This window comes from Paenibacillus sp. FSL L8-0663 (assembly GCF_038008125.1).
Taxonomy (GTDB): Bacteria; Bacillota; Bacilli; order Paenibacillales; family Paenibacillaceae; genus Paenibacillus; species Paenibacillus polymyxa_D.
The window spans coordinates 3,020,599-3,046,430 of record NZ_JBBOYM010000001.1; the positions used below are offsets into that span (position 1 = coordinate 3,020,599).

At 44.1% G+C, this 25,832-nt stretch carries 22 protein-coding genes and 2 pseudogenes; 5 read left to right on the plus strand and 19 right to left on the minus strand.

Annotation, left to right across the window (positions count from 1 at the left end; genetic code table 11):
• Window positions 1-71 precede the first annotated feature (71 nt).
• The 10 genes from MKY75_RS12875 to MKY75_RS12920 all read right to left on the minus strand — a co-directional run bounded on the left by MKY75_RS12875 (window position 72) and on the right by MKY75_RS12920 (window position 9,788).
• Complete coding sequence (locus MKY75_RS12875) at window positions 72-1,190, minus strand: glycerol dehydrogenase (protein ID WP_029517505.1); 1,119 nt, start codon at window positions 1,188-1,190, stop codon at window positions 72-74.
• Window positions 1,191-1,226: 36 nt separating this feature from the next.
• Window positions 1,227-2,234, minus strand: a complete 1,008-nt coding sequence (bioB, locus tag MKY75_RS12880; RefSeq protein WP_029517504.1) for a biotin synthase BioB — start codon at window positions 2,232-2,234, stop codon at window positions 1,227-1,229.
• A 205-nt stretch (window positions 2,235-2,439) separates the two neighbouring features.
• Window positions 2,440-3,774, minus strand: a complete 1,335-nt coding sequence (locus MKY75_RS12885; RefSeq protein ID WP_049816987.1) for a CNNM domain-containing protein — start codon at window positions 3,772-3,774, stop codon at window positions 2,440-2,442.
• Between the two features lie 355 nt (window positions 3,775-4,129).
• Window positions 4,130-4,585: a spore coat protein GerQ gene (gene gerQ, locus MKY75_RS12890; protein WP_103049198.1), complete on the minus strand. Its 456-nt coding sequence runs from the start codon at window positions 4,583-4,585 to the stop codon at window positions 4,130-4,132.
• Between the two features lie 52 nt (window positions 4,586-4,637).
• Window positions 4,638-5,060 (minus strand): cell wall hydrolase, encoded by a 423-nt coding sequence (locus MKY75_RS12895; RefSeq protein ID WP_165146560.1) that lies wholly within the window; start codon window positions 5,058-5,060, stop codon window positions 4,638-4,640.
• Between the two features lie 118 nt (window positions 5,061-5,178).
• On the minus strand, window positions 5,179-5,928 hold the full coding sequence (locus tag MKY75_RS12900) for an SDR family NAD(P)-dependent oxidoreductase (protein ID WP_165146563.1): 750 nt from the start codon (window positions 5,926-5,928) through the stop codon (window positions 5,179-5,181).
• 135 nt (window positions 5,929-6,063) lie between these two features.
• Window positions 6,064-6,459, minus strand: coding sequence for a DUF2500 domain-containing protein (locus tag MKY75_RS12905; protein WP_013371386.1), 396 nt, complete (start codon window positions 6,457-6,459; stop codon window positions 6,064-6,066).
• Window positions 6,460-6,647: 188 nt separating this feature from the next.
• On the minus strand, window positions 6,648-6,830 hold the full coding sequence (locus MKY75_RS12910) for a hypothetical protein (protein ID WP_029517499.1): 183 nt from the start codon (window positions 6,828-6,830) through the stop codon (window positions 6,648-6,650).
• Window positions 6,831-6,983: 153 nt separating this feature from the next.
• Complete coding sequence (locus tag MKY75_RS12915; RefSeq protein WP_029517498.1) at window positions 6,984-8,234, minus strand: WD40/YVTN/BNR-like repeat-containing protein; 1,251 nt, start codon at window positions 8,232-8,234, stop codon at window positions 6,984-6,986.
• 162 nt (window positions 8,235-8,396) lie between these two features.
• Entirely contained in the window at window positions 8,397-9,788 is a 1,392-nt protein-coding gene (locus MKY75_RS12920; protein ID WP_069011782.1) for an amino acid permease, read from the minus strand.
• 232 nt (window positions 9,789-10,020) lie between these two features.
• Here MKY75_RS12920 and MKY75_RS12925 point away from each other — a divergent pair, with 232 nt between their 5' ends.
• Window positions 10,021-10,950: an L-lactate dehydrogenase gene (locus tag MKY75_RS12925; RefSeq protein WP_069011779.1), complete on the plus strand. Its 930-nt coding sequence runs from the start codon at window positions 10,021-10,023 to the stop codon at window positions 10,948-10,950.
• Between the two features lie 118 nt (window positions 10,951-11,068).
• Here the strand turns inward: MKY75_RS12925 and MKY75_RS12930 are convergent, their stop codons facing one another.
• Window positions 11,069-12,172, minus strand: coding sequence for a DUF3900 domain-containing protein (locus MKY75_RS12930; protein WP_069011777.1), 1,104 nt, complete (start codon window positions 12,170-12,172; stop codon window positions 11,069-11,071).
• A gap of 389 nt (window positions 12,173-12,561) precedes the next feature.
• Between MKY75_RS12930 and MKY75_RS12935 the strand changes: the two genes are divergently transcribed.
• Window positions 12,562-13,779, plus strand: coding sequence for an MFS transporter (locus MKY75_RS12935; protein WP_322252707.1), 1,218 nt, complete (start codon window positions 12,562-12,564; stop codon window positions 13,777-13,779).
• Between the two features lie 83 nt (window positions 13,780-13,862).
• Here MKY75_RS12935 and MKY75_RS12940 read toward each other — a convergent pair.
• Window positions 13,863-14,081: pseudogene (locus MKY75_RS12940) on the minus strand (ABC transporter ATP-binding protein); the annotation flags it as partial.
• Window positions 14,082-14,694: 613 nt separating this feature from the next.
• On the opposite strand from MKY75_RS12940, the gene MKY75_RS12945 reads away from it, so the two are divergent.
• Both MKY75_RS12945 and MKY75_RS25600 read left to right on the plus strand, forming a co-directional pair.
• A complete protein-coding gene (locus MKY75_RS12945; RefSeq protein WP_209947454.1) occupies window positions 14,695-16,656 on the plus strand; it encodes an endonuclease MutS2 in 1,962 nt (653 codons plus the stop codon).
• A gap of 531 nt (window positions 16,657-17,187) precedes the next feature.
• Window positions 17,188-17,580: a DinB family protein gene (locus tag MKY75_RS25600; protein WP_445671529.1), complete on the plus strand. Its 393-nt coding sequence runs from the start codon at window positions 17,188-17,190 to the stop codon at window positions 17,578-17,580.
• A gap of 149 nt (window positions 17,581-17,729) precedes the next feature.
• Here MKY75_RS25600 and MKY75_RS12950 read toward each other — a convergent pair whose 3' ends face one another.
• A complete protein-coding gene (locus MKY75_RS12950; protein ID WP_029517491.1) occupies window positions 17,730-18,686 on the minus strand; it encodes a tyrosine-type recombinase/integrase in 957 nt (318 codons plus the stop codon).
• 302 nt (window positions 18,687-18,988) lie between these two features.
• A pseudogene (locus tag MKY75_RS12955) lies at window positions 18,989-19,111 on the minus strand (type I methionyl aminopeptidase); the annotation flags it as partial.
• Window positions 19,112-19,409: 298 nt separating this feature from the next.
• On the opposite strand from MKY75_RS12955, the gene MKY75_RS12960 reads away from it, so the two are divergent.
• Window positions 19,410-19,577, plus strand: coding sequence for a hypothetical protein (locus MKY75_RS12960; RefSeq protein WP_340885592.1), 168 nt, complete (start codon window positions 19,410-19,412; stop codon window positions 19,575-19,577).
• Window positions 19,578-19,693: 116 nt separating this feature from the next.
• Here the strand turns inward: MKY75_RS12960 and MKY75_RS12965 are convergent, their stop codons facing one another.
• The 5 genes from MKY75_RS12965 to MKY75_RS12985 all read right to left on the minus strand — a co-directional run bounded on the left by MKY75_RS12965 (window position 19,694) and on the right by MKY75_RS12985 (window position 25,809).
• Window positions 19,694-20,740, minus strand: a complete 1,047-nt coding sequence (locus MKY75_RS12965; protein ID WP_322252709.1) for a FecCD family ABC transporter permease — start codon at window positions 20,738-20,740, stop codon at window positions 19,694-19,696.
• Window position 20,741: 1 nt separating this feature from the next.
• A complete protein-coding gene (locus tag MKY75_RS12970) occupies window positions 20,742-21,806 on the minus strand; it encodes a FecCD family ABC transporter permease (protein ID WP_069011772.1) in 1,065 nt (354 codons plus the stop codon).
• A 224-nt stretch (window positions 21,807-22,030) separates the two neighbouring features.
• Entirely contained in the window at window positions 22,031-23,011 is a 981-nt protein-coding gene (locus MKY75_RS12975) for an ABC transporter substrate-binding protein (protein WP_322252711.1), read from the minus strand.
• A 37-nt stretch (window positions 23,012-23,048) separates the two neighbouring features.
• Window positions 23,049-24,764 (minus strand): ABC transporter ATP-binding protein, encoded by a 1,716-nt coding sequence (locus tag MKY75_RS12980; RefSeq protein ID WP_340885593.1) that lies wholly within the window; start codon window positions 24,762-24,764, stop codon window positions 23,049-23,051.
• Window positions 24,765-24,801: 37 nt separating this feature from the next.
• Complete coding sequence (locus MKY75_RS12985) at window positions 24,802-25,809, minus strand: ABC transporter substrate-binding protein (RefSeq protein WP_340885595.1); 1,008 nt, start codon at window positions 25,807-25,809, stop codon at window positions 24,802-24,804.
• Between the last annotated feature and the right edge of the window lie 23 nt (window positions 25,810-25,832).

Here is a 25,832-nt window from a genome sequence, read left to right on the forward strand (position 1 = left end):
AGTTGCAAGTTAAATAATGGAAAAAAGGCCGCTGATCAGCGGCCTTTGAATCTACTTTATTTCGTATGGAGTTAGTTTCTATGTCCAATTTTGGCCTTATAGGCAAGTGAATACTGGTCAGCCGCTAAAATTGCATCAAGCACATCATCCGCTGTGACAGCAAATGGTAGATTGTGAGCAGTTTCGCCTTCTTTGGTAGCAGCCTGAGCTACCCGGTACAAATCCTCTCGGGAAGTTTCCTGTAGCTTAATGTCTTCCAGCGTGACAGGCAGATCGAGTTTTAGATAAAAGTCAATATACCGCTCCACCTCGGACAAAGGTCTTTTTTCCAAGGCAAGCTGGACTAAGGTGCCAAAAGCTACCTTCTGACCATGTGTTAGGTGATGAATATCTCCTTCCAGAACGGTAAAACCATTGTGAATCGCATGTGCGCCTGCCAAACCGCCGCTTTCAAAGCCCAAACCGCTTAGCAACGTATTCGCCTCCACTACCGCTTCAAGCGCAGGTGTGACGACTTTGCGTTTCACGGATTCGTAAGCCTGCAGTCCGTAATCGAAAAGAACTTCCTCACACTTGGACGCAATGGCTTCTGCCGCCAAAGTTGGCAAACCACCAGCCATTGTCGTTGCGCGAGCTTCAATGACCGCACGGGCTTCAATCCACGTCGCCATGGCATCTGCAATGCCTGAGGAGAGGAATAAGGGCGGTGCTTGAGATATGACTTTTGTGTCCACTAGGATCAGGCTCGGATTTTTACTGAAAAAGGAATACGTATCAAATGCACCTTCGTCGGTGTACAAAACAGATAGTGCACTAGTAGGGGCATCTGTAGAAGCAGTCGTTGGAATAATCACAACTGAGGAACCGAGAAGTTCATTTACAGCTTTAGCGGTATCCAGCGTTTTACCGCCACCTACACCAATGACAATGTCGACCTGGGCGCTTCGTCCCTGATCCACAATACGGTTGACTTCGTTTTTGGAGGCTTCCCCTTGAAATTCAATTTTAACTGCTGTAATATCAGCCAGTTCCAGACTTTTTACCACGCGGTCGGCTGCAATCTCCCAAACCAGCTTGTCCGCAATAACCAAGGCAGTACGGCCTAATGGCTTAACATACTCACCTGTTTTATCAATCACATTTTTCCCTTGCACATATTTACCTGGACTAATAAATACTTTTTCGCTCATTGTTTAACTCTCCCTTCCAAGTTTGTACAATTTCTATTATACGGTTGAAAGGGCACACATCTCAATTTCAAAACCAAGATCTTCAATCATTTGATGATCAAATGTGACCTCTTGGCCTTCTGTCGTTAAATAATCTCCAACAAAAATTGAATTCGCTGCATACAGGCATAACGGTTGTAATGAGCGTAAATTCAACTCTCGTCCACCTGCAACGCGTATTTCTTTGGATGGACAGATGAATCGGAACAGTGCCAGCACTTTCAAAGCTTGGATAGGTGATATTCGCTTTGCTCCCTCCAATGGGGTTCCGGGGACTGGATTCAAGAAGTTAACCGGAATAGAGTCAGCATCCAACTCCCGTAAGGCATAAGCCATTTGAACGATTTCCTCATTCGTTTCCCCCATCCCGATAATAACGCCAGAGCATGGAGACATTCCGTGAGATTGTGCCATTTTCACAGTTTCGACGCGTTGATCGTATGTATGTGTGGTTGTAATCGAGGGATAGTTGGCCTTACTTGTATTTAAATTATGATTGTATCGATGTACCCCAGCCTCTGCCAACCGCCGTGCCTGATCTCCCTTGAGAATCCCTAAGCAAGCGCAAATTTTGAGTGGCATTGTATGAGTAATTTCTTGTACAGCCTCAATCACCTGATCCAGCTCCCGATCTGTTGGGCCCTTGCCCGAAGCTACGATGCAATACGTCCCTGCTCTCCGTGCAACTGCTTCCCTAGCTCCAGCCAACAGTGATTCCTTGTCCAACATACTATACTTGTTCACAGGCGCCGTGGATACGATAGATTGTGAGCAATAACCGCAATCCTCTGGGCACAGGCCACTTTTGGCGTTCATGATCATGTTGAGCTTTACTTTTTTTTCGTAAAAATGGTGTCGTACTCGAAATGCAGCTTGCATAATCGGTAATAACTCCTCATCATCGGCTTCCAGTACCGCTATGCCTTCTTCCAGCGATACACGGCTGCCGTGTATTGCTTTTTCAGCCAACGAGCCCCAATCTATAACCTCGTTTAGTAAATTCATACCTTCTTGCCTCCCAAAATTTAATGATCATGTAAATGGATAAGATTTTCAACGAAGAGGAAGTTCCTTTTTTATTGTCAACCCAAATAATTATAATTAGGTTGACAATCACACGAACATCATATCAATTCATGTCCATTCTGTAAAGGAGACAAAATAAAAAGCGACCCCACATCGTTCAAGGTCGCTCTCTAGGTTTATTCCGTTATGAGACTCCTGCTTCTTCCACGACGATAGGCTGTTTTATCAGCCGAATACGTGAAATCCGCTTGTTTTCAACTTCTTCTACCGTGAACATACATCCCTCAAACATTACAGTCTGACCAGGCTGTGGGGGAATAACCTCGACATGTGAGTATAGCCAGCCCCCTACCGTATCATAATCCTCATGATCAAGATCCAGCCCAAAGCGGTCGTTCACTTCATCAATTAATAACATGCCGTCAATGGAAAATTCCTCGTCATTAATCTGCTCACAACTCGGACGTTCCTGATCGAACTCATCCTGAATTTCACCAACGATTTCTTCCATAATATCTTCCAGCGTTACCATACCCGATGTACCGCCATATTCATCAATCAAAATTGCGATTTGCGTCTTGCTACGCTGCATGCGTTTGAGCAGATCACTAATTTGCGTAGATTCAGGGACAGCAAGAATCGGTCGAATCATCGTACGGGTATCCAGTGTGTTCGCCCGCAGAAGGTCCTTAATATGGATAAAGCCGATAATATGGTCCTTATCTTCGGCGCAGATTGGATAACGGGTTCTCATGCTTTCCGTCGCAATCGCGAGATTTTCTTCTGTGGACTCATTACTGTATAAGCAGATCATCTCAGTTCGCGGAATCATGATTTCCCTGGCGGTCGTGTCGGTAAAATCAAATATATTATCAACAAGCGCCAATTCCGTATTATCAATTAGTCCGCTCTTATTGCTTTCTTTCATCAGAATGCGTATTTCATCTCCGGTATGTGCGGAATCGTCATTCTCGGATACCGGCTCCAGACGGAATAAACGCAGCAGGCTGTTCGCCATTCCATTTAACGCCCATATGAATGGATACATCAACTTGTAAAACCAAGTCATCAGCATGGCTGAATACAGCGTAATGGTCTCAGATTTACGAATAGCTATCGTTTTGGGCGCCAATTCACCCAACACAATATGCAGAATCGTAATAACAATAAATGCAATAACCACGGCAGTACCGTGCACATATACCGCTCCTAATCCAGCGGCTGTAAATACAGGTTCGATCAAATGTGCGATGGCCGGCTCTCCGATCCATCCTAGTCCCAACGATGCCAGTGTAATACCCAACTGGCAGGCAGACAAATAAGCGTCCAAGTTGTGTAACATATTGGCGGCGTATACGGCCTTTTTATTGCCCGCCTCCACCAAAGTCTCAATACGGCTGCCTCTGACCTTCACCATGGCAAATTCCGCAGATACAAAAAAACCATTCAATAGTACTAATGCAAAAACAATAAATAAGTTAAACATACTCGGTAAAGGGTCACTCAATATGCTCCCCATCAGCCGTCATTACGGCAGACAGGCGCACCTCCTTCGGATAGTTTCATCATAGACAGAACGATAACACATCATAAGCAGCGTCAACTTCCCAACACATTCACTCCTTCCGGCTTCCAAAGCCATATTCCGCATAAATGATTAGATTATTCATCAGCTTATATTTAATTATATAACTATACTCTATACAGTCAAACCACAAGCAATGTCAGAAAAAACAGCTCCACTATCATTTAGGTCGTAAAGCTCTCGTTTTCGCCGCTTACCACCAAGAAAGCTACTATATTTGAGAAAGATTATAAACAAAATACATCCCCTGCCGTCTGGCAGAGGATGTAGACTCATATATATAAAGGCATCAGCGAACCGGGGATGCACCCGGATTCCCGATGACGCCGGGATATTGGTACAACAATGGCTCATCAAAAGTAGCATAGTCCAGATTCACCATCAGCAAAATCGTCCGCTTGCCCGTAGCCGGATCACTGATAATAATGTGGTCACGACCCGCTGCTTCCAGAATACCTTTGAATATTTTCGCATTCCATTCCCGGTTATTTTCATACGTCATATAAAAGGTACCTGTTTTACCCAAGTTCAAGCGCAAAATGTTTTCAATATATGATTGCTCAAATTGTGGAGTCTGGCTCTGTACCACCATACCAGCCGGTGTCATCGCACTACCGCTGTTAACCTGAGGGGGGAAGGTGCTGATGGGCTGCATAGTTCCGACCGGATTCATCCCTCTGGGCCATTCGGGATACCCGCCACCAGCAGGATAAGAAACAGGACGGTAAGCTTGCTGTGAAATCATGTAAATTCCTCCTAAAATGGTTTTAAATTATTCAAACTCATGTTGAAGCGTTCTAAAAGACGGCAGGACAATCCTGTACAGTCGGGCTAAAAAAGCAATGGGCTTTAAAACGTCCAGTATTGGTCTGGTTATACCAGGTGTCCGGACAGTCTCCTGCCGGTCTGAAAAACCATAATGCATTGGACGCCGGGCGTATTTTTTCCCCATTAATGACACGCCGGGCAAGACGAATGTCACGGTCACGAGCTCTTTGATAAAAGTACCCCTTTTGGGTAGCTTCAAATCCGCCTGGACTCTGAAACACCATATCGTTCATAAGACGAACTCCCCGAAAATCCAGACAATTGCCCAAAATCCTATTTACTCCGACATTGCCAACCATGAGCATCCCCTGCTCTCCTTCTCCTTCGGCCTCTGCCCGCATCAATCGGGCGAGTGTCCTTACATCCTCTGAGTTGGTCTTGATTACAGCCAACGCGTCCCCTCCTCGCTTCTCCATCACATACCCTATCGTATGGTACAAATGCCCAATGGGTGACAGTCCAGAAACAAAAAAATAGCCCCTAGATTGGGACTACTCATTTAGGATTTTATTATGGCTCGTAAATCATTTTACGTGTCATGCCACCGTCTACTACCAGATTCGTGCCTGTTACAAAATCATTGCCGGGTTGTGTCAAATACAGACAGGCCCGTGCGATGTCCTTAGGGGTTCCTACTCGCCCAGACGGATGCTGTTGATGGTCTTCTGCACGCAGTTGCTCATAATCCCCGGTTTCAATCCACCCTGGACTGATGCAATTGACCTGAATCCCGTCCTTTCCTAGCGATATAGCCATCGCGTGTGTAAGGGCCGCAATAGCTCCTTTGGATGCCGCGTAGGCTTCTGTATCCGGTTCTGACATGAAAGCTCGTGTAGAGGTCATATTGACCACAGAGCCACCTTCTGCGTTTCGTTTCATCACCTTAGCTGCTTCCCTAGTGGCAATAAAACAGCTGCGTACGTTAGTATTCAAAATGTCATCCCATTCTGCTAGCGTTAACTCATATGGAGATTTCCATTTGGATACGCCTGCGTTGTTAATTAGCGTATGAATCGTGCCGTATTCTTCTACCGTGGCACGGATTAGCGCCACAATATCTTCTTCCTTCCGTACATCACAAGGAATAAAAATGGCCTGATAGCCCTCGTTCCGGGCTGCTGCAGCGGCTGCGGCACCCTCTTCCTCATTGTAGTCCGCAAATACAACATGGGCACCCTGAGCAGCGTAGGCAAAAGCGACCTCTTTCCCGATGCCATGCGCCGCTCCTGTTACAATAACAACTTGTCCCTCAAATGACACGAATCATTCCTCCTCTGAACTACTCTGTTCTAATATATATGTACCAAAATGTGTCGAACAAGAAACATCTACAGCCCCCTACCCTGGTTTCTTACAGAAGGCTGTAAATGAATCCAAAAATAATTAGACTGAATTCTACATTTTAACCTGTTCCAAGCTATAGCGATTAAGACGCTGAAACCCGATATACCTTGTACCCTGAAAAGTAAGCCGTCCCTCATCCCCTTCAGCGCATTGACCATATTCTTCCCCAGATACCTTAAACTCCATCCGGTCGCCACTTTCCACTTCGAAGGTTACGTAATAGAAAGTATAGGTGCGAGTCCCTTGTTCCTCCTGCCGCCTCTGTTGGAGATGTGTCCTTCTGGCCGTAATTCGGGAACCGACCGTCAGTACAGGCTGCCTTTTATTCCGACTCCATTCCATGACTTCCCTGCCTGCAGACAACACGACAATACCCAACACGACAACGAAAAATACGGGCAGTACCGTGCCCAGCCAATCGAACATCCATAATGATTCAAAACCCATGCACCGCACTCCTCTCCGCCAGGCATTCCACAGGGAAACGACCGGGCATCCTGACCTGACCTAAGCTTTCCATAACAGTATATGTATGTTCCTGCCCAAATTTGATAGCAACCCTCAAGAACGCCAAGAGCCCCCACGGAATAATCCGGGAGGCTCAAGATATGGCGATATCAGAATGATTCATTGATTTACACATGTACAAGCTGGAGATAACGTTGTGTTTCATCCAGAGCTTCATGATCTTCGTCTTCAGCGTAACGCTCTGCACACTGCTTGCAGTCCTCTTCAGTCGTGCAACCATAGGCATCCTGGCAAGTATAACAAAATTGTAGGTAGTATTGGGTTAACATATGATCCTGATTCGCTCTCATGATTATCACTCCTATCGTTGTTTACAGGTTTAGTATAACAGCGGCTTATTCGTTAGTTTGTGATTTTTTTCACATATAGTCGTATAAAATTTAAATTTTTTAAAAATAAAACGCCCTGAGAAAAATACCCCAGGGCAATCGCCTTTATAGCGATTATAAAATTCTCCAGTTCGCACCGCCGTCCGTCGTTTTCAGCAGCAGTGACTTCTTGTCATCAAGGCGTTCCAGAAGCAGCCAACCCACCGAAGAAGAGGCGAAACGGAGCTTGACCGATCGTGGGTAGTCTTTTAGCTTCAAGGGTAGCACTTTGTTGCCTGTGAGACTTGTCCACGTCTTCCCCCCATCCAATGTACGGGTCAATCCGGTTTCGGTTATGATCCACCCTTCCTTTTCGTTTAGAAACGTACGGCCAGGGATAATAGAATTAATGTTGCTACTCAGACCCAAAGATACATCGCTCCATTGGGCCCCTGTATCATTTGTAAACAGTCCATTATATTTTGTGCCGTTAACCCCAGAGCAAAGAACTGGAATCCAGTACGAGGTACTGCTCCCTTTCAGAGACTGCTGGGCTTCTGCTTTGGCCTGAGGGCAGCCCTGAATTCTGTTAGCTACCGGCGTCCAGGTTTTCCCTTGATTCAAAGTCTTGTACAACTTAACACTGTTATCTAGATTGATCGCTACAAATCCCTGCTTGTTGGAAGAAAAGCTCATCCCGGCCAGACTGCCCCGATCGGGTAAACCTGAGCCTGATTTGTTGGATGTCATACCAGAACTTTGCGCAACTTTATTCCACGTGGCTCCACCGTCAGTGGTGTGATACAACAGTTTTTGTTGATCCTGCTCATTCAGTTTTACATATGCCATGATCCAGCCAGTAGTTGGATTTACATATTGGATCGAGCTCACATGATCCCCGCTTGGAAGCGCTGAAACATCCCAGCTCTGTCCTCCATCTGCTGTTCTCAGAATGACGGTTGCTGTTTTGTCCAAATTTTGGCGGACAACCCAACCGTGACGCGAATCAGTGAAACTGATGTCCTTTCCATATTCAAGTTTGTCTTGAAATTGGACGTTTTCGGAGGGGGAAATATTATTCCATGTCTTTCCGCCATCATGAGTATCATAAAGTCGGAGCTCATTATGGGTAACTCCCCAAACTAACCCTTTATTATTATCAATCAAATGAAAATCCGCTATTCGCGTCTGAACTACATATTTGGCGTTGGGATCGCCCACCTTTGGAGTCACTGGTGGATTAATAGTAATCGTCTGACCCTGATCATCAGGTTCCTCAATCGGAGGTTTTGTTAACGTTTCTGGGGCTTCAGCAGAACAGGCAGTCAGCAGAATACCTATCAGCAGTAGTACTCCCCCCAAGAGCGCACGCCAGCGCAGTTTCATATAAAAATCCTCCCTCGATGGCATGCTGTAATCACGTGCCAAAAGCTTATCTGAAACAGAATTATACCATAAACGCCTCTATGTGACACATTTCGCGTAATGACAAAAAAAACCGGCCCCTTCACAAAAGTGCAGGATGCCGGCTTTTTATACTAAAATTTATTAGGATTTACGGTTCAACAAACTTTTGTGGTATCCATAGAAGAAATAGATCAGCAATCCAAGCAGGAGCCACACAATGAATCCAATCCAGGTGCTAATATGAAGCTGAAGCATCAGACCGATGCAAACCAACGCACTTAAAAGCGGGAGCAACGGAACCCACGGCACAGTAAAGCCTCTTTTCAAATCAGGGCGTTTCTTGCGCAGAACGATAACCCCTACCGATACCACAGCAAAAGCGAACAGGGTTCCAATACTCGTCAAATTGGTCAGTGCATGTAACGGGAACAATCCACTAGCCAATGCGATAATACTACCTACCAGCCAAGTGCTTCGAATCGGTGTTTGAGTTTTGGCATTTATTTTAGATAAAAAAACGGGTAAAAGACCATCACGTGACATGGAGAAAATCAACCGTGTTTGACCAAACAACAGCACCAGTAAAACGGTGGTCATCCCCGCAATCGCTCCGACTGAAATCAATCCGGCTACGAAATCCTGATGAATAAAACGGAGGGCAAACGCAACAGGATCACTTACCCCCAACTGCGTATAAGGTACCATTCCCGTTAGCACAACTGAAACGGCAATGTACAATACCGTGCAGATCGCAAGAGAAGAAATAATGCCGATGGGCATATTCCGCTGCGGATTGCGAACTTCTTCGGCTGCAGTTGAGATGGCATCGAAACCCAGATAAGCAAAAAATACGATTGCCGCAGCACTCAAAACACCAGAAAATCCATAAGGCAAAAATGGTGTCCAGTTGTCAGGCTTAACATAAAAGATACCGATTGCAATAAATAGCAATACAACTCCGACTTTAACACAAACCATTATTAAATTGAATCGAACCGTCTCCTTGGCTCCGAGACTCAGTAACAGTGTGATGAGCATAATGATGCACACGGCTGGTAGATCAATAATGGTTCCCTTGGTCGAATCGAAGGCTGCGGTTAAAGCCAGCGGTAAATGTATATCAAATCCAGCCAGCAAGCCTTGAAAGTATGCAGACCATCCACTACTCACAGAGGCGGCCGCCACTCCATATTCCAGAATCAGGTCCCAACCCAGTACCCAGGCCAAAATTTCTCCAAATACAATATAACTATACGCATAAGCGCTCCCAGCTGCGGGAACTGTAGATGATAGCTCCGCATAACATAAGGCTGCTAGTACGCAGGCAATACCTGCAATAACAAAGGAGAGCATCAATCCAGGACCTGCATTTTCTGCTGCTGCCTTGCCAGTAATAACAAAAATCCCGGTACCGATAATACATCCTACACCTAGCATGGTGAGATCAAAGGCACCCATTGTTCTCTTTAAGTGACCTGTAGATCCGCTTTCCTCATGCGGGAGCAGTCCTGTTTTTTTTCGAAATAAGTCCATATGCCGAATCCTCTTTCCATAATTTCATACGTCAATATCGGTGCTGCAACGCTTTAGTGCGTGTTCTTATCATTCGATTAATTATTAGCGAGCTCGCCTTTGAAGTCAAGGAAAAATGTCATATTTCTTTGCCGTGGGTAAATATATACGGTACACTAAGTTGGAAAGATAAATTTTTAAGTAATACCCCAAAATGAAAAGGTATACAACCCGAGAAGGAGATGAGGATTTTATGAGCTTAAAACCTTACAAACGAAGTAGAGTGGCCATTGTCGGCATGGGAGCGGTTGGCACAACAACCGGCTATACCCTACTGCTGCGCCAACGCATGTCAGAACTTGTCTTTATTGATGTCAACGTCAAAAAGGCGAAGGGGGAAATGCTCGATATGAATCATGGGCTTCCCTTTCTCGGCGGTGTCAAAGTGTGGGCGGGTGATTATGAAGACTGCCGTGATGCAGATATCATTATTGTTACAGCAGGCGCTTCACAAAAGCCGGGAGAAACGCGCATTGATTTGCTGAAGCGTAATGCCGAAATTTTTGAAAGTATTATTGATAATATTGTCAAGGTCAATACACACGGCATTTTGCTGATCGCAACCAATCCAGTGGACATTCTCTCCTACATCTCTTGGAAACGCAGTGGTTGGCCTTCAAGTAGAGTCATTGGATCAGGAACGTTGCTGGACAGCGCACGCTTCCGCTATTTGATCGGGAAGCAAAAGGGCATCGATCCACGAAGCATCCACGCTCATATTATTGGAGAACACGGTGACTCCGAGTTACCTGTATGGAGCACAGCCAACGTTGCTGGAACTCCGCTTGAACTGGGTGAAGAAACGAAAAATGAAATTTTTGAAAATACCAAGAATGCTGCCTATGAAATTATAGATGCTAAAGGCGCAACTTCTTATGCTATCGGGCTGGCTCTCGACCGAATTGTAGCCGCCATTCTCGGAGACGAGGGGTCGGTACTTAATGTGTCCACCTTGCTGGAAAATTATAACGGAGTATCTGACGTATATTTAGGCGTTCCAAGTATCGTAGATCACAATGGAGTACGTGAAATTTTGGATCTTCCGCTCAATGACGAGGAACGTGCAAAGTTGCTTCAATCTGCGGACAAGCTGAAAGATCAAATTAGCAAAGTTCATGTGTAGATCGGGAACATAAAAGCTAAACAAAACTGGCCTCCACAGCGGTAATATCCGTTGAGAGGCCAGTTTTTTAGTCGTTATAATGTAAAAGTTCAGTTTGTCGTCCTGCTATGCATTCAAATTACCAAGGTGGCGTATCGCCATCCACATACTCATTTTCATGCTGGCGTTTCTCTTTTAGCCGCTCAGCCACCGTTTCAAACGATTCAGGTTGAAGCAGCTCAATCGGTGAAAATCCCTTTTCAAACGTAAATGCGTCACCTTCAATAATAAGTGCATATCGATCATGAAGTTTCGTGATATGCAGCTTGGCGCCAAAGTCGGACAGTAGCCCACGCACGGCCGTATCATCTAGTTTGAAACGCACTTCAATCTCTGGTTTCAGCTCGACAATATGCTGTGCAGCCTCTACGACCTGGAGTGGTTCCCATTTCCCTTGCAAATCCCGTTTTTCGCTCGCCGCCCACAATTCCAGATCGCGCTCTTCCTGCTGTCTTTCCTCATTAGATGCATCCGGCCATTTGGTTTCTACATAGTTCTGAACGAAGCCCATGACATGCTCATTGACGATTTCCGGCATGGATTGCTCATAGGTCACGAATTTCAAAAAATCCTCAAAATACCGGGCATGCGAAGACTGGTGAATTTTAAGCTCCCACTCATCGTTCATCCCCTCCTCAAGCATGTAAGGATACATGATGGATTTCATATTACGGGCAGAAATAGCCATTTCGACCTCACTCACCAGACTGCTTTCAGTAATTCTGGCAATTTTAGGCTCGAAATCACATTTAAGCACAAAAATAAACGGATCATCCGAGTGTGTATTCAAGGTTGCCTGTACAATGATCAGCGCTCCGCCGCGTACTGCGCTCGTATCCAGATACATCCGCACCAGATCGTCACAAGCATTTTTAAAATCTTCCTTATCCTCTGCTGCCCGCAGTCGGGCGAACATATTAAAATTCGGATTACTGCTCAATTCATGCTCCGGTTCGACGATAAAGCGGCCGATTTTGGTCGGTGCCTGCTCTGTGCTGGGATTTTTTTCAACCTTCCGCTTGCTAATACGAGTAAATTCCCCGTCCAGAAATTTTTTAACATCGCTTTCGTCATAATCGTAGTCGTCCATCGTAGCGTAATGCTTATAGGACTTACCACCCTGTCCTTCTTTTCCATCTACCTGAATTACAAAAAAAGATAAAAAATCCACTTGAAAGTTCATTTACGTTCCATTCGCTCCTTTTCAGGCATGTACGCGTAATTATATCACTATGATTTTAAAAGGTACATCGGATTCAGCCGCCTATTATTAAGATAAATATTTTTAGTTAACATAATATTTATTATGTAAATTAATTTTTCGATTAGATATCATTCCTAATTCACAAGTTTAAAGTGAGTACTTTTACTACTATTCTATTTCACGTTCTTAACGATCATTGACCTCTTTATTTTCTATGCTCTACTTTCTTCATGATTCAAAAAACATTTGACTAAATAGTAGTTAATTTATTATATTATCTATTATTACATAGACAAAAATATTTTTTGTTTATTTAAAATGACATCTCAAGGATCTTGTACCCTGGAAAAGGAAAGGAGAGTTTGTAGTTGTTTAATAATCCATATATAAGGACCATAATCGCCTCCAATGCGCTGCTAAATTTGGGCATTTGGGTGCGCAACTTTGCCATACTGTTGTATGTAACAGATTTGACTCATAATGATCCCGTATACGTGTCGCTCATTTCAGTTGCTGAATTCATGCCTATTTTTCTGTTCGCTATCATTGGAGGAACATTCGCGGACCGTTGGCGGCCCAAACGGACCATGATTAGTTGCGATTTGCTGTCCGCTGCCTCTATTTTTATTGTCTTGTTGGCATTATGGTACGGGTCATGGCAGGTGCTTTTGCTGTCCACTTTCTTTTCGGCCATTCTATCTCAATTTTCTCAGCCGTCTGCGATGAAGATATTTAAGCAGCATGTAGCACCAGAACAGCTTCAGGGAGTGATGGCCCTTTTTCAATCTCTCATGGCATTATTTATGGTTATCGGCCCCGTTATCGGTACATTTATTTATCAACACTTTGGAATTTTCATTTCAATGTCTATAACCGGAATATTGTTTCTCATCTCGGCGCTTGTCCTGACTCGTATTCCACAAGATGAACAAGCACTTGAGATAGATGATCAACCCCCTCATTTCATTCAAGAGCTTAAAGAAGGAATACGTTATGTATGGAATAACCGCACACTTCGCACGCTTGGGGGAACATTCACCGTAATTGGGCTAGCGGTCGGACTTATTCAACCATTAATGGTTTTTATCGCCATCGAGAACCTTGGACAAAACAAGGAATTCCTGCAATGGCCATTAATGGCGAACGGAGCGGCTATGCTGGTGGGAGGCGGTCTGATTATGGGGGTTGCCAAAAAAGTACAGCCGCAATTACTGCTGGTGGTCGGACTTTTGGTCAGCACACTGACAACCTTTGGAGTCGGATGGTCGCACAATATTGTGCTGACCATGGCACTACAAGTTTTCAGCGGCCTATTTTATCCTTGCATTCATATCGGTATCAACACAATGATGATGAAAAACGCCGAAGCTGCTTTTATCGGCCGCGTCGGTGGTGCCCTCTCTCCCCTGTTCTCCGGGATGATGGTCGTCGGTATGAGTATTGGCGGAACACTCAAACACGAATCCTCCCTGAACACCGTATATACCGTGAGCGCCGGCTTGTTTTTGGTCGGAGCGACGCTGTTGTTACCATTGCTTCGTGACAGGCGGCCTGTACAAGCTGTCATAGCCGATGATTCTGAATAGCAGCACAAGAAACCGCCCCTGGAGAGGTGATATGCCATCCTCCGGGGCGGTTTCTTAATGTTTGTATCATAATTTCAGACGGATTATGACTCTCTTCCTTCATGCTGTCTTTTCCACAATCGTGCATCCAGGCCGTTATCATCCAACAGCTCATCATGTTGTCCCTGCCCTACGGCCATTCCTTTGTCCAATACTACAATACGGTCCGCGTTTCGTATCGTTTTGAGGCGATGAGCAATAGCAATGACCGTTCCACCTTGGACAAGGCGGTTAATAGCCTGTTGAATATCCTTCTCATTATCATTTAATAGATAACAAAACTTTATTAGATATCGAGTTTACATAATATATGTTATGTTAATATAATGATCACCATTGTAGCGTATTAAAGAAGTAGGACTTGACTTCAACGCCTGTCCAATCGTATAGTATGGTTATATCTTCAATTAAGGGAGAGATTTTGATGTCGGTGAATGTTCTTAACTAAGCAATTGCATATTCAGGGAGTATCATCAGGCGCTTGTACCCTTCGGGGACAGGTTTGTTTGTTGCCGTGTTGTTACCCTGATATTAGTTAAGAACATGCGGATATCATAAATCGCCTTCGGGATTATCTTCATCCAGGCTCTATTCCGTGCTGTGTTCAGCGCGGTTTTTTTGTTTTCAGATTTTGTAACTTCCCTTTAAACGTCTTCCTTTCACGATCCCAATAGCTTAGCAAAGAACTATTGCGTGAATGAATTGGAAACACGGAACTCGGAACTACAAAAGTTGAATAACAGGCTTATTTGAAGATAAATTCCCTCTTTCCTTAAGGGCGGAGAATGAACGTTTTGTTCATTCTCCGCCCTTTTTTATTTTAACAGCAAGGTTTTCTAAATCCTTACACCACACAACCAAAGGAGAGATTTATTCATGAACGAAACTACAATGCTGCGTTTGGAATATGATCAAATTAAAACAAGAGTTTCTGAATGTGCTTTTTCTTACCTGGGTAAGCGTCACGCTGCTACTATGCGGCCAATTACTGATATCCGTACCATTAAGATTCGTCTTGACGAAACGAACGAAGCGTTACAGATCATTCGCCACGGAGCAAGCGTTCCTGTTCCTTCGTTGGAAGGTATGGAGCACATTCTTCAACTGCTCGGAACCGGGTATATGTTCAGCGAGCGTGATTTTTCTCATATGGCTCAATTCATTCGAAGCTGTATTCAACTGATAAAATATATGCATTCCAAGGCGGACGCTGCTCCAACCGTCAGCGCTTATGCATCTTCCATGTATAGCATGGAGCCACTTTTATCCGAAATCGAAAGATGTATTCATTCGGGACGTGTGACGGATATGGCCAGTAAAGAACTAGCTAAAATTCGCAAAAAAATTGCGGTTACTGAAGAACGTATCAAGAGAAAACTTGACTCTCTCACCAGCCGTCACCGATCCATTATGCAAGAAAATATGATTAGTCAGCGCAATGGCCGTTACGTGCTTCCAATCAAAAAAGAATTCCGTAAACAAGTGAAAGGTAATGTACTGGATGAATCAGGAAGTGGTCAAACGGTTTACGTTGAACCTGCCGAGATTACGAATCTGCAATTCGATCAGAGCGCGAACATGGCAGAAGAATCAAAAGAAGAAATGAAAGTGCTGGGAGACCTGACGGCAATGGCTGAGTCATACAACCGGGAACTAAGCATCAATACAGAGACAGTAGGTGTATTGGATTTTTTATTGGCAAAAGCCAAATACGCCATGACTCTGGATGCTATCCCTGTCGAACTTAACCTTAACGGGATTATAGACATCCAAGGTGCACGTCACCCGTTGATGTCCCATACCATGGTGCCGCTTGATTTCTCAATTGGCGAAGGATATTCCTCACTCATCATCACCGGACCGAACACAGGCGGAAAAACGATGGCCCTCAAAAGCGTCGGTCTTTTAACACTAATGGTGCAATCGGGGCTACTGGTACCTGTTTTGCATGGCAGCCGAATGGCTGTATTCGAGGAAATTGTGGTAGACATCGGGGATGGGCAAAGCATTGAACATGCTTTGAGCACCTTTTCTGCACACATCCGCAACATGATTAGCATATTAGAGACAACAGGCAACTCTACTCTGATCCTGATTGATGAAATGGCATCCGGCACCGATCCGGGAGAAGGAGTAGGTCTCTCTATCGCGTTGCTAGAAGAATTCCATCGTCGCCGGGCGACAGTAGTGGCTACAACGCACTTTAGCGAAATTAAGCATTTTGCTGAAAATACACCGGGATTTCAGAATGCTCGTATGGAGTTTGATACCGAAACGCTACAGCCTTTGTACCGACTTCGCATTGGAGAGGCCGGAGAAAGCTACGCATATGCAATTGCCCTGAAGCTGGGCATGTGGACACGTATTATCGAGCGTTCCGAGGCCATTTCTGCGGGCAGAGCATCTCAAAATACACAGGAATCGTTTGTTATTCCCCCTTGTGTTGATGATGAAATGTCTGATGATGCAAATAAGTCTCTTCCTAAAAAAGCGGCTTTTGACGATACAGCCACAAAACGGAGGAAACAAGAACTTCCTCTCAAAACCAAGCCATTTGCCCTTGGTGATAGTGTTTATGTAGGCTACCTGGATCGAACTGGAATTGTATACAAAACCGAGGATGAACGGGGGAATGTCGGAATTTTGATCCAAGGACAAAAACTGAGCATTAACAAAAAGAGGCTCGTCCTTCACATCGCTGCTACTGAACTGTATCCTGACGACTATGATCTGGATATTGTTTTAGAAACCAAGGAAAACCGCAAAAAACGGAAACTGCTGAGACGCAAGCATGTCGAAGGAGTGATGATCGAATCTCCCCCAGAAAATGAAATGTAGACGCACGGGTATATTCTCAACTGAAAAATAAGCTATTTTTATATTGTCAGTGAAACTTGAATCTGCAAGCGGACACTTAACAAGAGCGATCCACTTGCAGATTCTACCAACGGAAAACATAATATATATTATGTAAACTAGACGGTTTCCCTCTTATTTGTATTACTCAATCCGGCACTCATCGAATAATCACTTTTGTTATCATTCTAACGTTAGGATACAAAGGCATCTTATGCTTAGATTTGTAGGATTCCAAAAATTGATAGGGATGTTCTTCTTTCATGAGAACGTCCTCATTTAAATTAACTACCATAGTACCAGGTTCAAATTTATTTCTTTAAATAAATTTGTGTTAGCTTTCGTCAAGGCAATATCATACTAACCTTTAATTCACCATTTCTTTCCAGCTTATTTTGAATTATTCTAATGCTAATCATAAGACGATCATTAAAATAAGGAGGCTAGTCTATTGAAGAATGCTGTTGAAGAACTGGCGAGAATCATCGAGGATTATGAAAAAGAATTTTTTCGATCACAGAACATGAATTTAATGCCAAACCGTTCTCGGAGAAATGGTCCAAAAAAGAAATACTAGGACATCTATGCGACTCCGCTTCTAATAATCATCGAAGATTTATCATGATTAAGCATTCAACATCCCCTATCAAAATTGAATCGTATGCGCAAAATGAATGGGTGGCAGCTAATCAGTATCAGGAAGTGTTCTCTTACGTGGATGTCATACATCTATGGAAACTATTGAATAAGCAAATCATAAATGTTTTAAACTCATGTACATCATTCGATTCTAAGAAAAGATTTCAAAAAGATGACCACTCCACCGAAACATTACAGTGGCTAGTTGACGATTATATTCAGCATTTGCGGCATCATTTGGAACAAATCAATCAAAAACAAGACTAACGCTATGAAAAAGAATACTACGTTCATGATTGTAATGACCTAATGCCGTTGATGTGATTTTCAAGTCAGGATGTAATTCTGCCCAATGAGTTTACATAATTATTATTATGTAAACTCATTTTCATTTAATCTCAACTTTCACGCTGTACTTATAATCCTGATATTGGTATCTGAATATCCAGCTTATCCATTGCTTTTTCTTTTTCCCGATCAGTGACATGTGTGTATACTGTGGTTGTCTGAATGGATGAATGCCCTAGCAGCTCCTGTACGGTACGCAGATCTGCTCCCTTACGCAATAGCATTGTCGCAAATGTATGTCTCAGCTTATGGCTGGAATAAGCCTCCCGGCGTTCTATACTCTTATCTTGCTGGAATCTTTCGAACGTTTCTGTAGCGATCTGTTGAATGGTGCGCACTGCCAGACGGCGACCTTTTTGGGATACAAACATCGCATCCTCTTTACCTCTCCACGGCGTCAATCTTTCCTCCAACGCATGCTCCACAAAATCACACACGGCTTCCGGTACCGGGAGAGTACGCCACTTACGTCCTTTACCGAACACATCTAAGGTACGTCTTTCTCGACTGTAATCCGAGACATTCAATGAGTGAACCTCCCCCACCCGCAATCCCATGTAGACCATCAGCAGAAAAATTGCCATATTACGATTTGCATATTTCCCCTCCACCGCGAGCAAAAACGGATGAATATCCTTTTCATCCAGATAGACGGGCATACGATTCTTTTCAGTCTTTGCTTTTTTAATTCCCGCTGCCGGATTTGTGCTGCATAACTCAAATTCCTGTAGCGCTTTAAAAAAACTGTTCACCGCTGCATGCTTCCGGTTCCGCGTACTATCTCCGGCTCCTCCCTCCCGCGCTTTAGACAAATACGACATAACATGAATCTTCTTCACCTGATCGAGTGGTTTATCACGCAACGTGCGTAAAAACTGCTTCACATCCCCTATATAATTTTTTTGCGTATGTATCGTATATCCAGCATCCTTCATCCAAATCAAAAAAGCTTCCAGCTCCTCAGTATATATTTCATCAATTTCTTCTGTTGTATCGAGCTCCACATGTCGCAACTCTTTTTTCATCCCGCTCGCCTCCAATTCAGTTCATATTCCGAAATATACTGTAAAACGATCATTTTCGTCTTATTTTTATCGAAAATTCAATCGACATCTTACGCAGAAGAGATTCCAAAAGTCGTTTTAAACCTAAACAGCGTATAATTTATATTATACGCTGTTTTTTTAACGCTTTTCAAGGGCAAATAGAGCGTTTTTCCTCTTGTTTAGCATCCGAGCGAAAGCTTTAGCATTAAAAAAGAACCGCATTTATGCGATTCTTATTCGTTATAATTTTGTTCGCCAGTAACCAGAAAGGCACTACTACTTTATAGCAGTGTCAGAATTTGAGGACCATCCTCTGTAATCGCAACTGTATGTTCATATTGAACACAAATCGAATGATCTATTATTCGAGCTGTCCAACCGTCATGTTCCACACAAGAACCCCAACTCCCCATGATAGCCTTTAAATCAGAAAACATGAGACAGTCAAATTATATACATTAAGTTAATTGCCCCTAATCCCTTGTTATCGCCAGCATCAGGAAGTATATCTAAGAACTCATGGGGTGAGTCGCTGTCGACACGGCATGGATGATGAGAAAAAGTAATTTGCAGTCTCGCTCCGTTTTCCCTTGATCATTCAGCACGATATACTTAAAGAAGTCGAAAGGCAACCTTATATTCGGCCTATGCTCATTTCAAAAATGTAGGTTTATTCATGACAAAGGGAGTGTTCATTTATTTATGAATACCGAAATGCTGGAACGTCGAAGTGAAATTCTAAAACGAAACATCCATCAATTGCTGGTTCAGGAAAATCAACACGGCGTGACACGTCAGGAAAATTACACGTTGCATAAAATGATCAGAGAGCTGCATCAAACCTCTCATGCCTTGAATACTTCCCGTTGAGATGAAAGGCTGCTAAATTAAATGAAACAAATAACCTTCAGCCCCACTTGCTTAGTGGTGTTGAAGGTTATTTGTTTGCGTATCCTTTAATTGACAGGTGGTACTCTTTCGTGATGTTACCCTTTGGAGCGACTCAGCAGATATAAGAAGTATGGCGCACCAAGGATGGCTACAATCAAACCTGTCGGAATTTCTTTCTGTAAAGGTAAAGATCGTGTGATCGTATCCGCTACAAGTACCAGGAGTGCTCCGACTAAAGCACAGGTTACCAGCAGCATTTTATGCTTCGGACCCACCAGCTTTCTCGCCAAATGTGGAGCCACCAAACCGACAAAGCCGATACCGCCACTAACCGAAACACTAGAACTGGCCAACCCAACCGCAGCAGCGAGAAGGAGAATACGTTCCTTTTCGATAGGTGTACCCAACCCCGATGCCGTCTGATCCCCCAGATTAAGCACATTCATCACATTTGCTTTGTAGTATGCGAAAGGAAGTAATACAATCAGCCAAGGCAACAGAGCCATTACGAATTTCCAGTTTGAGCCCCAGATGCTTCCTGCTAACCAATTAGCTACAAACGTGTAGCTTTCAGGTGTCAGCTTAAGAGTCATAATGATCATCGCAGCACTGATACCCGCCGCTACGCCAATTCCGCTCAGCAGTAGTCGTGTCGGGGAAATCCCTTCGCCTTTCTTGTAAGAAAGCGCGTAGATGAGAATAGCAGCTGCTCCTGATCCAATCAGCGCAAGAGCGGGAAGTAAAAACAATGAATTTGTAGTTTGCATTGATGGAAAAAGCAATACAAACAGCATGACCATCAGCCCGGCGCCCGCATTAATCCCCAGAATACCAGGGTCCGCTAGACCGTTACGCGAAACTCCCTGCATAATGCAGCCAGAAACAGCGAGGCCTGCACCGATTAGAAGGGAAATAACCATTCGTGGCAATCGGAATTCAAATAGGATTAATTCCTGCTGTGGAGTCCCTTGCCCAAATAAAGTTCTAAATAGCTCCATTGGCGAAAGCCGGATGGTTCCCGTATTTGCACTTATGGTGAACGCAGCAATGAGCAATATGAGCAGAATGACAACAACCATCCAATCATGGATTTTTTTACGATGACTAGCTTTGGCAATAGCCCCATTCGTAACGTTATTCATTTTACAGTGCCCTCCTTTCCATACGTGCCAGATAAAGGAAGAACGGAACCCCAATTAAGGCAATAAGTACACCCACTGGTGTCTCCTCAGGCGCATTAATCATACGGGCTGCCAGGTCGGCAAACACAATGAGTAAAGCTCCCATAATGGCCGAGCACGGAATAATCCAGCGATAATCGACGCCAACCAGCTTGCGGGTTATATGGGGAATAATCAATCCCACAAAACCTATAGAGCCAACCAATGACACCGCTGCACCCGCCAGAATCAGAACAAGAATCATCCCGACTACCTTTACCACCCCAGTTCGCTGACCAAGACTCAATGCAATTTCGTCTCCCAGACTAAGCAGCGTAATGGAGCGCGACAACATGAGAGCGCCGATAAAAGCTGCCACAACCCAAGGCAAAACTATACCGAGCTGAACCCACTTGGTTCCACTAAGCCCTCCGGCATACCAAAAAGCCAAATCCTGTCCAACATTAAAGTACAAACTGATCGCATCTCCTAAGGCAGACAGCAATGCCGTGACAGCTGCACCCGCCAATACAAGACGAACTGGCGTGAGACCTGATTTGGATATAGAACTTGTACCATATACCATCACAACAGCCAGAGCTGCACCAACGAAGGAATACAACATTAATTGTAAAAAAGAAGAACCCGGAAAAAGTGCAAAGCAAATCGCCATCGCCAAGCTGGCTCCCGAGTTCAGTCCAAGCAAGCCCGAGTCAGCAAGTGGATTTCGAGTCATTCCTTGCATAATTGCACCTGCAACGGCAAAGCAAACACCGATTAAAACCCCACCCAGAATTCGAGGTAGACGGATTTCCCAAATAATTTGATGGTTTTGCAACTCGGGTTTAAAATGAAAAACAGCGTTCCATACCTCTTCTAGCCTAATAGAGGCTGCACCAAAAGATAGGGATAGCGCGATACCGAACGCTAAAATTCCAAGCCCAACTGTCAGGATAAGCGTAGCCGCCCAAGGTCGCGAGTGGAATTGAGTCGGCGACTGGTTATGTTTACTTTGAGCGGGGCCATCTGATGATTCTGATAATTTCATAACTATTGTTCACCCTTACTGTTGAATAGTATGTAGCTATCACGAACTGTGTTGAAGATGATGTTGATAATGAGAATTATTATCACGCAATCTTTACTATTGTAAATTAATGTGGCAATAGCTTCAATAGCAAATTTCGAGGAGTGCCTAATGCTCTACCCTATTGTGAAAAAATAAAGCCCTTCGGCATAAATACCAAAGGGCTGCGAACAACACCGAAACGACTACTTCTGTGCGGCGTTCTCTTTATTCCGCTGGACGATCATATCTGCGATTTCCTCAGCTTGTCCTACAATGGCAATCGGGTCGAAGTACCAATATCGATCCTCCTGAAGCTCAAAAACCTTACCTTGCCGGACCGCATTCAGTGATTTCCATATGCTGTCTCCTTTGTAACCCCTCAAATCCTTGTTAACCGTCAGAAAGATATAAGAGCCTGCATATTGATTAATGACTTCTTTTGACACCGACTTCCATTGAGTCTCACCTAATAATTCTTTTTGGACAAGCGGCGGAGGTGTCAAATTGAGTCCTCTGTATACGGCCTGTCCTCCTCTGCCAAAATTATCACCATATACATAGTATTCTTTATCCGAAGCTTCCATTACGGTGAACGTATCCTCAGGCTGAATAATACCCTTTAGCTTGTCACGTGCAGCCTGCATCCGCTGATCGTATTGGGCAAGCCATGTTTTGGCTTCCTGTTCTTTTCCAAGTAGCTCACCAAAAGCTGTCAGTTCCTCATGCACATTTTTATACGTTCCATAAGGAATGACGATGGTCGGAGCAATTTTACTATATTTTTCATATTCAGAAGCATCTTTGGAACCAATTAGAATCAAGTCAGGCTCCAGAGTCAATACTGTTTCAATGGATACGCTGCCGCGATCTCCAATGCTTGCAATGCCCTGCACAAGCTCCTTCGAAAACGGATTATCCAGATAATATTTAACACTTCCCACAGGTTTAATCCCTAGTGCTAGTAAATCATTCTGGTACATATCTACTACAATCCGCTGAGGGTGAACCGGAATCTTAATATCTCCATGAATCGTTTTGACTGTTTTCATTTCCTCTGACTTTTGTTCACTAGAAGTTTGATTCTGCTTTTCATCCGGTTGCTTCACGTTTCCACTACAGGCGGTAAGAACTAAAATGACTGACAGAAGCATCATCACAATCCACATTTTCTTTGTCAAGCCCAATCTTCCTCTCTCTATTTACGGTGTCATATCGGCCTATTTACGTTCCATATTGAGCTTGGTGCAGGCGACTATACGCTCCTTTTACTGCCAATAACTCTTCATGTCTGCCTTGCTCGGCAATTCCTTGATCTGCAACTACGATAATGCGGTCAGCATTTTTGACTGTTGCCAGACGATGGGCGATAACGAGTGTCGTGCGACCTTGGGAAAGCTCTGTCAGCGCCTGCTGAATCGCGGCTTCTGTCTCTGTATCCAACGCTGATGTCGCTTCATCTAAAATGAGAATAGGCGGATTTTTAAGGAACATCCGGGCAATAGACAAACGTTGCTTTTGACCACCGGAGAGCTTTACACCTCGCTCACCGATCATTGTACCCAGACCATCCGGATATGAGCGAACAAGGTCTTCAATCTGAGCTCGACGAGCAGCATCCCAGATTTCTTCTTCCGAAGCATCAAGCTTACCGTAAGCAATATTTTCACGAATCGTTCCATCAAAGAGGAATACATCCTGCTGTACGATACCAATCATGGATCGCAGCGAATCCAGCTTCATTTCACGGATATCCATCCCATCAATGGTAATGCTACCTTCCTCAACATCGTAGAAGCGAGGCAACAAACTGCAAAGTGTCGTTTTACCTGCTCCTGAAGGACCTACAAGTGCTACGGTTTCACCTGCATGGATAGATAGGTCTACTTTGCGTAATACCTTATCTTTGTTCTCGTAACCAAACGTTACACCTTCAAATTGAATATCTCCGTTAAGATGGCTAACCGCCTTGGCCCCAGGCAGATCTTCTACATCCGATTCACTTTCCAGCAAATCCAGGTACCGTCGGAAGCCGGCAATCCCTTTCGGATACGTTTCGATGACAGAATTAATTTGTTTAATTGGCCCCAGGAATACATTAGACAGCATCACAAATGCGATAAATTCCCCGTAGGTCATCTGCCCTTCGATAACAAACCATGTTCCACACACAAGCACAAACAATGAAACCAGCTTCATTAGTATAAAACTAATCGAGGAATTCCAGGCCATAATCCGGTACGCGATCAGCTTCGTTTTACGAAAACGTCCATTATTCTCAGCAAAACGTTCCATTTCATGTGCTTCGTTGGAGAACGCTTGAACAACGCGAATCCCGCTGACATTATTTTCAATGCGAGCGTTATAATCTGCAATATCAGAAAACATACGATGGAAAGCAGCAGACATTTTACGGCTGAAATAAAGAGACAAGTAAATCATGAGGGGTACAATGATGAAAGTCAGTACAGCCAGCTTCCAGTTAATGCTGAGCATGATACCAAAGGCTCCCCCCAGTGTCATCAACGCGATGAACAAATCTTCGGGTCCGTGGTGGGCAATTTCCCCAATATCCATCAGGTCGTTGGTCATACGGGAAACGAGATGCCCTGTTTTGTTATTGTCAAAAAAGCGAAAAGATTGCTTTTGTACCCGATCAAACAGCTTTTTACGCATGTCCGATTCGATGTTAATACCCAGCTTGTGTCCCCAATAGGTAACTACGTAATTCAGCGCAGCACTTATGACATAAATACCGAGTAGAGCTAGACAGGCATATAAAATCCATTTCCAGTTCCCACTGGGTAGCAAATCATCGACCACCCGGTTGACTGCAAGCGGAAAAGCTAACTCCAGCAGTGCTGCCAGCAAGGCACAAGAGAAATCAATGATGAACAAAGTCCGGTAAGGACGGTAGTATTCAAAAAATCGTCTAAGCATAGTCATGACTTCTCCTTTCTAATTTCAATTGAACTGATCACTTCGGATCTACGGAAAACATTTTAACGGCCTCATCCAGAGATTGGTCAACGGCTAGCGGTGAGTACGTAAACCACGGATCTGCTTTGATGAAATACACTTTGTGGTTCTTGACAGCCGGAAGATTTCTCCACAGTGCACTTTGTTCAATTTGCTTAAGCATTCCGTCCTTGCTCGCTTCATCATAAACCAGCATAATAATTCGGTCTCCTGATAGTTCAGGCAGCTTTTCCATTGAAATAACATCATAAACATAATTAAATCTCGGGTCCTTCGCCAGCTTCTGGCGTATGTACTCAGGAGGATTCAATTCCAGTGAACGGTAAATAACATGTCCTACATTCCGCGCTCCGTATACCCTTAACACATTCTTATCGTAGGCCATATAAATCGTAACCGTTTCATCTTTTTTGAATTTTCCAGCCAGCTTCTTTCGACCTTCTTCAGCCTTTTTGTTGAAACTAGCGATCCACTGCTCGGCTTCCTTCTCCTTACCCAGCACGGCTGCGACATTCCGCAGTTGCTCAAATACGTCGCCTTCTCCAAACGAAACGACCACGGTTGGAGCAATTTTCTCCAGCTGCTCCTTCACTTCTGGCGTGGTATATTCTGTTGTGATGATCAGGTCCGGTTGTAACTCCAGCACCTTTTCTACATTTGTCGGGTTCCCAATATCCGCAACTCCGTCAATCTTACCTTTTAAATAGTCGCCTTCCAACAAATGGGAAGCAGCACCAGCAGGCTTAACTCCCAAGGCCAGCATAGCATCCAAATATTGTGTCGTGACAACTCGCTGTGGATTTGCAGGGATACTGATCTTATTACCAGTAGCATCAGTATATTCGCGCATGACAACCGTTTTGGATTGTCCGGAAGGATCATTAGTGCTGGTCTTGTCGTTTGTCTGGTTGTTGCTAGCTGCGTTTCCACATGCACTCAATACAACCATCAAAAGAACCACAAGACAAAGCGTGGATTCCCATTTTAATCTGTACCTTTGTTGCACAATATACATCCTCCTTAGATATA

Coding starts and splice junctions, on each gene's coding strand:
- gerQ (WP_103049198.1), bottom strand. CDS start 4,585: ATGATTTCACAGCAAGCTTACCGTCCTGTTTCTTATCCTGCTGGTGGC.
- MKY75_RS12950 (WP_029517491.1), bottom strand. CDS start 18,686: ATGAAAAAAGAGTTGCGACATGTGGAGCTCGATACAACAGAAGAAATT.
- MKY75_RS12960 (WP_340885592.1), top strand. CDS start 19,410: ATGAATACCGAAATGCTGGAACGTCGAAGTGAAATTCTAAAACGAAAC.
- MKY75_RS12875 (WP_029517505.1), bottom strand. CDS start 1,190: ATGAGCGAAAAAGTATTTATTAGTCCAGGTAAATATGTGCAAGGGAAA.
- MKY75_RS12980 (WP_340885593.1), bottom strand. CDS start 24,764: ATGCTTAGACGATTTTTTGAATACTACCGTCCTTACCGGACTTTGTTC.
- MKY75_RS12910 (WP_029517499.1), bottom strand. CDS start 6,830: ATGAGAGCGAATCAGGATCATATGTTAACCCAATACTACCTACAATTT.
- MKY75_RS12920 (WP_069011782.1), bottom strand. CDS start 9,788: ATGGACTTATTTCGAAAAAAAACAGGACTGCTCCCGCATGAGGAAAGC.
- bioB (WP_029517504.1), bottom strand. CDS start 2,234: ATGAATTTACTAAACGAGGTTATAGATTGGGGCTCGTTGGCTGAAAAA.
- MKY75_RS12965 (WP_322252709.1), bottom strand. CDS start 20,740: ATGAATAACGTTACGAATGGGGCTATTGCCAAAGCTAGTCATCGTAAA.
- MKY75_RS12945 (WP_209947454.1), top strand. CDS start 14,695: ATGAACGAAACTACAATGCTGCGTTTGGAATATGATCAAATTAAAACA.
- MKY75_RS12970 (WP_069011772.1), bottom strand. CDS start 21,806: ATGAAATTATCAGAATCATCAGATGGCCCCGCTCAAAGTAAACATAAC.
- MKY75_RS12905 (WP_013371386.1), bottom strand. CDS start 6,459: ATGGGTTTTGAATCATTATGGATGTTCGATTGGCTGGGCACGGTACTG.
- MKY75_RS12885 (WP_049816987.1), bottom strand. CDS start 3,774: ATGGGGAGCATATTGAGTGACCCTTTACCGAGTATGTTTAACTTATTT.
- MKY75_RS12925 (WP_069011779.1), top strand. CDS start 10,021: ATGAGCTTAAAACCTTACAAACGAAGTAGAGTGGCCATTGTCGGCATG.
- MKY75_RS12915 (WP_029517498.1), bottom strand. CDS start 8,234: ATGAAACTGCGCTGGCGTGCGCTCTTGGGGGGAGTACTACTGCTGATA.
- MKY75_RS12930 (WP_069011777.1), bottom strand. CDS start 12,172: ATGAACTTTCAAGTGGATTTTTTATCTTTTTTTGTAATTCAGGTAGAT.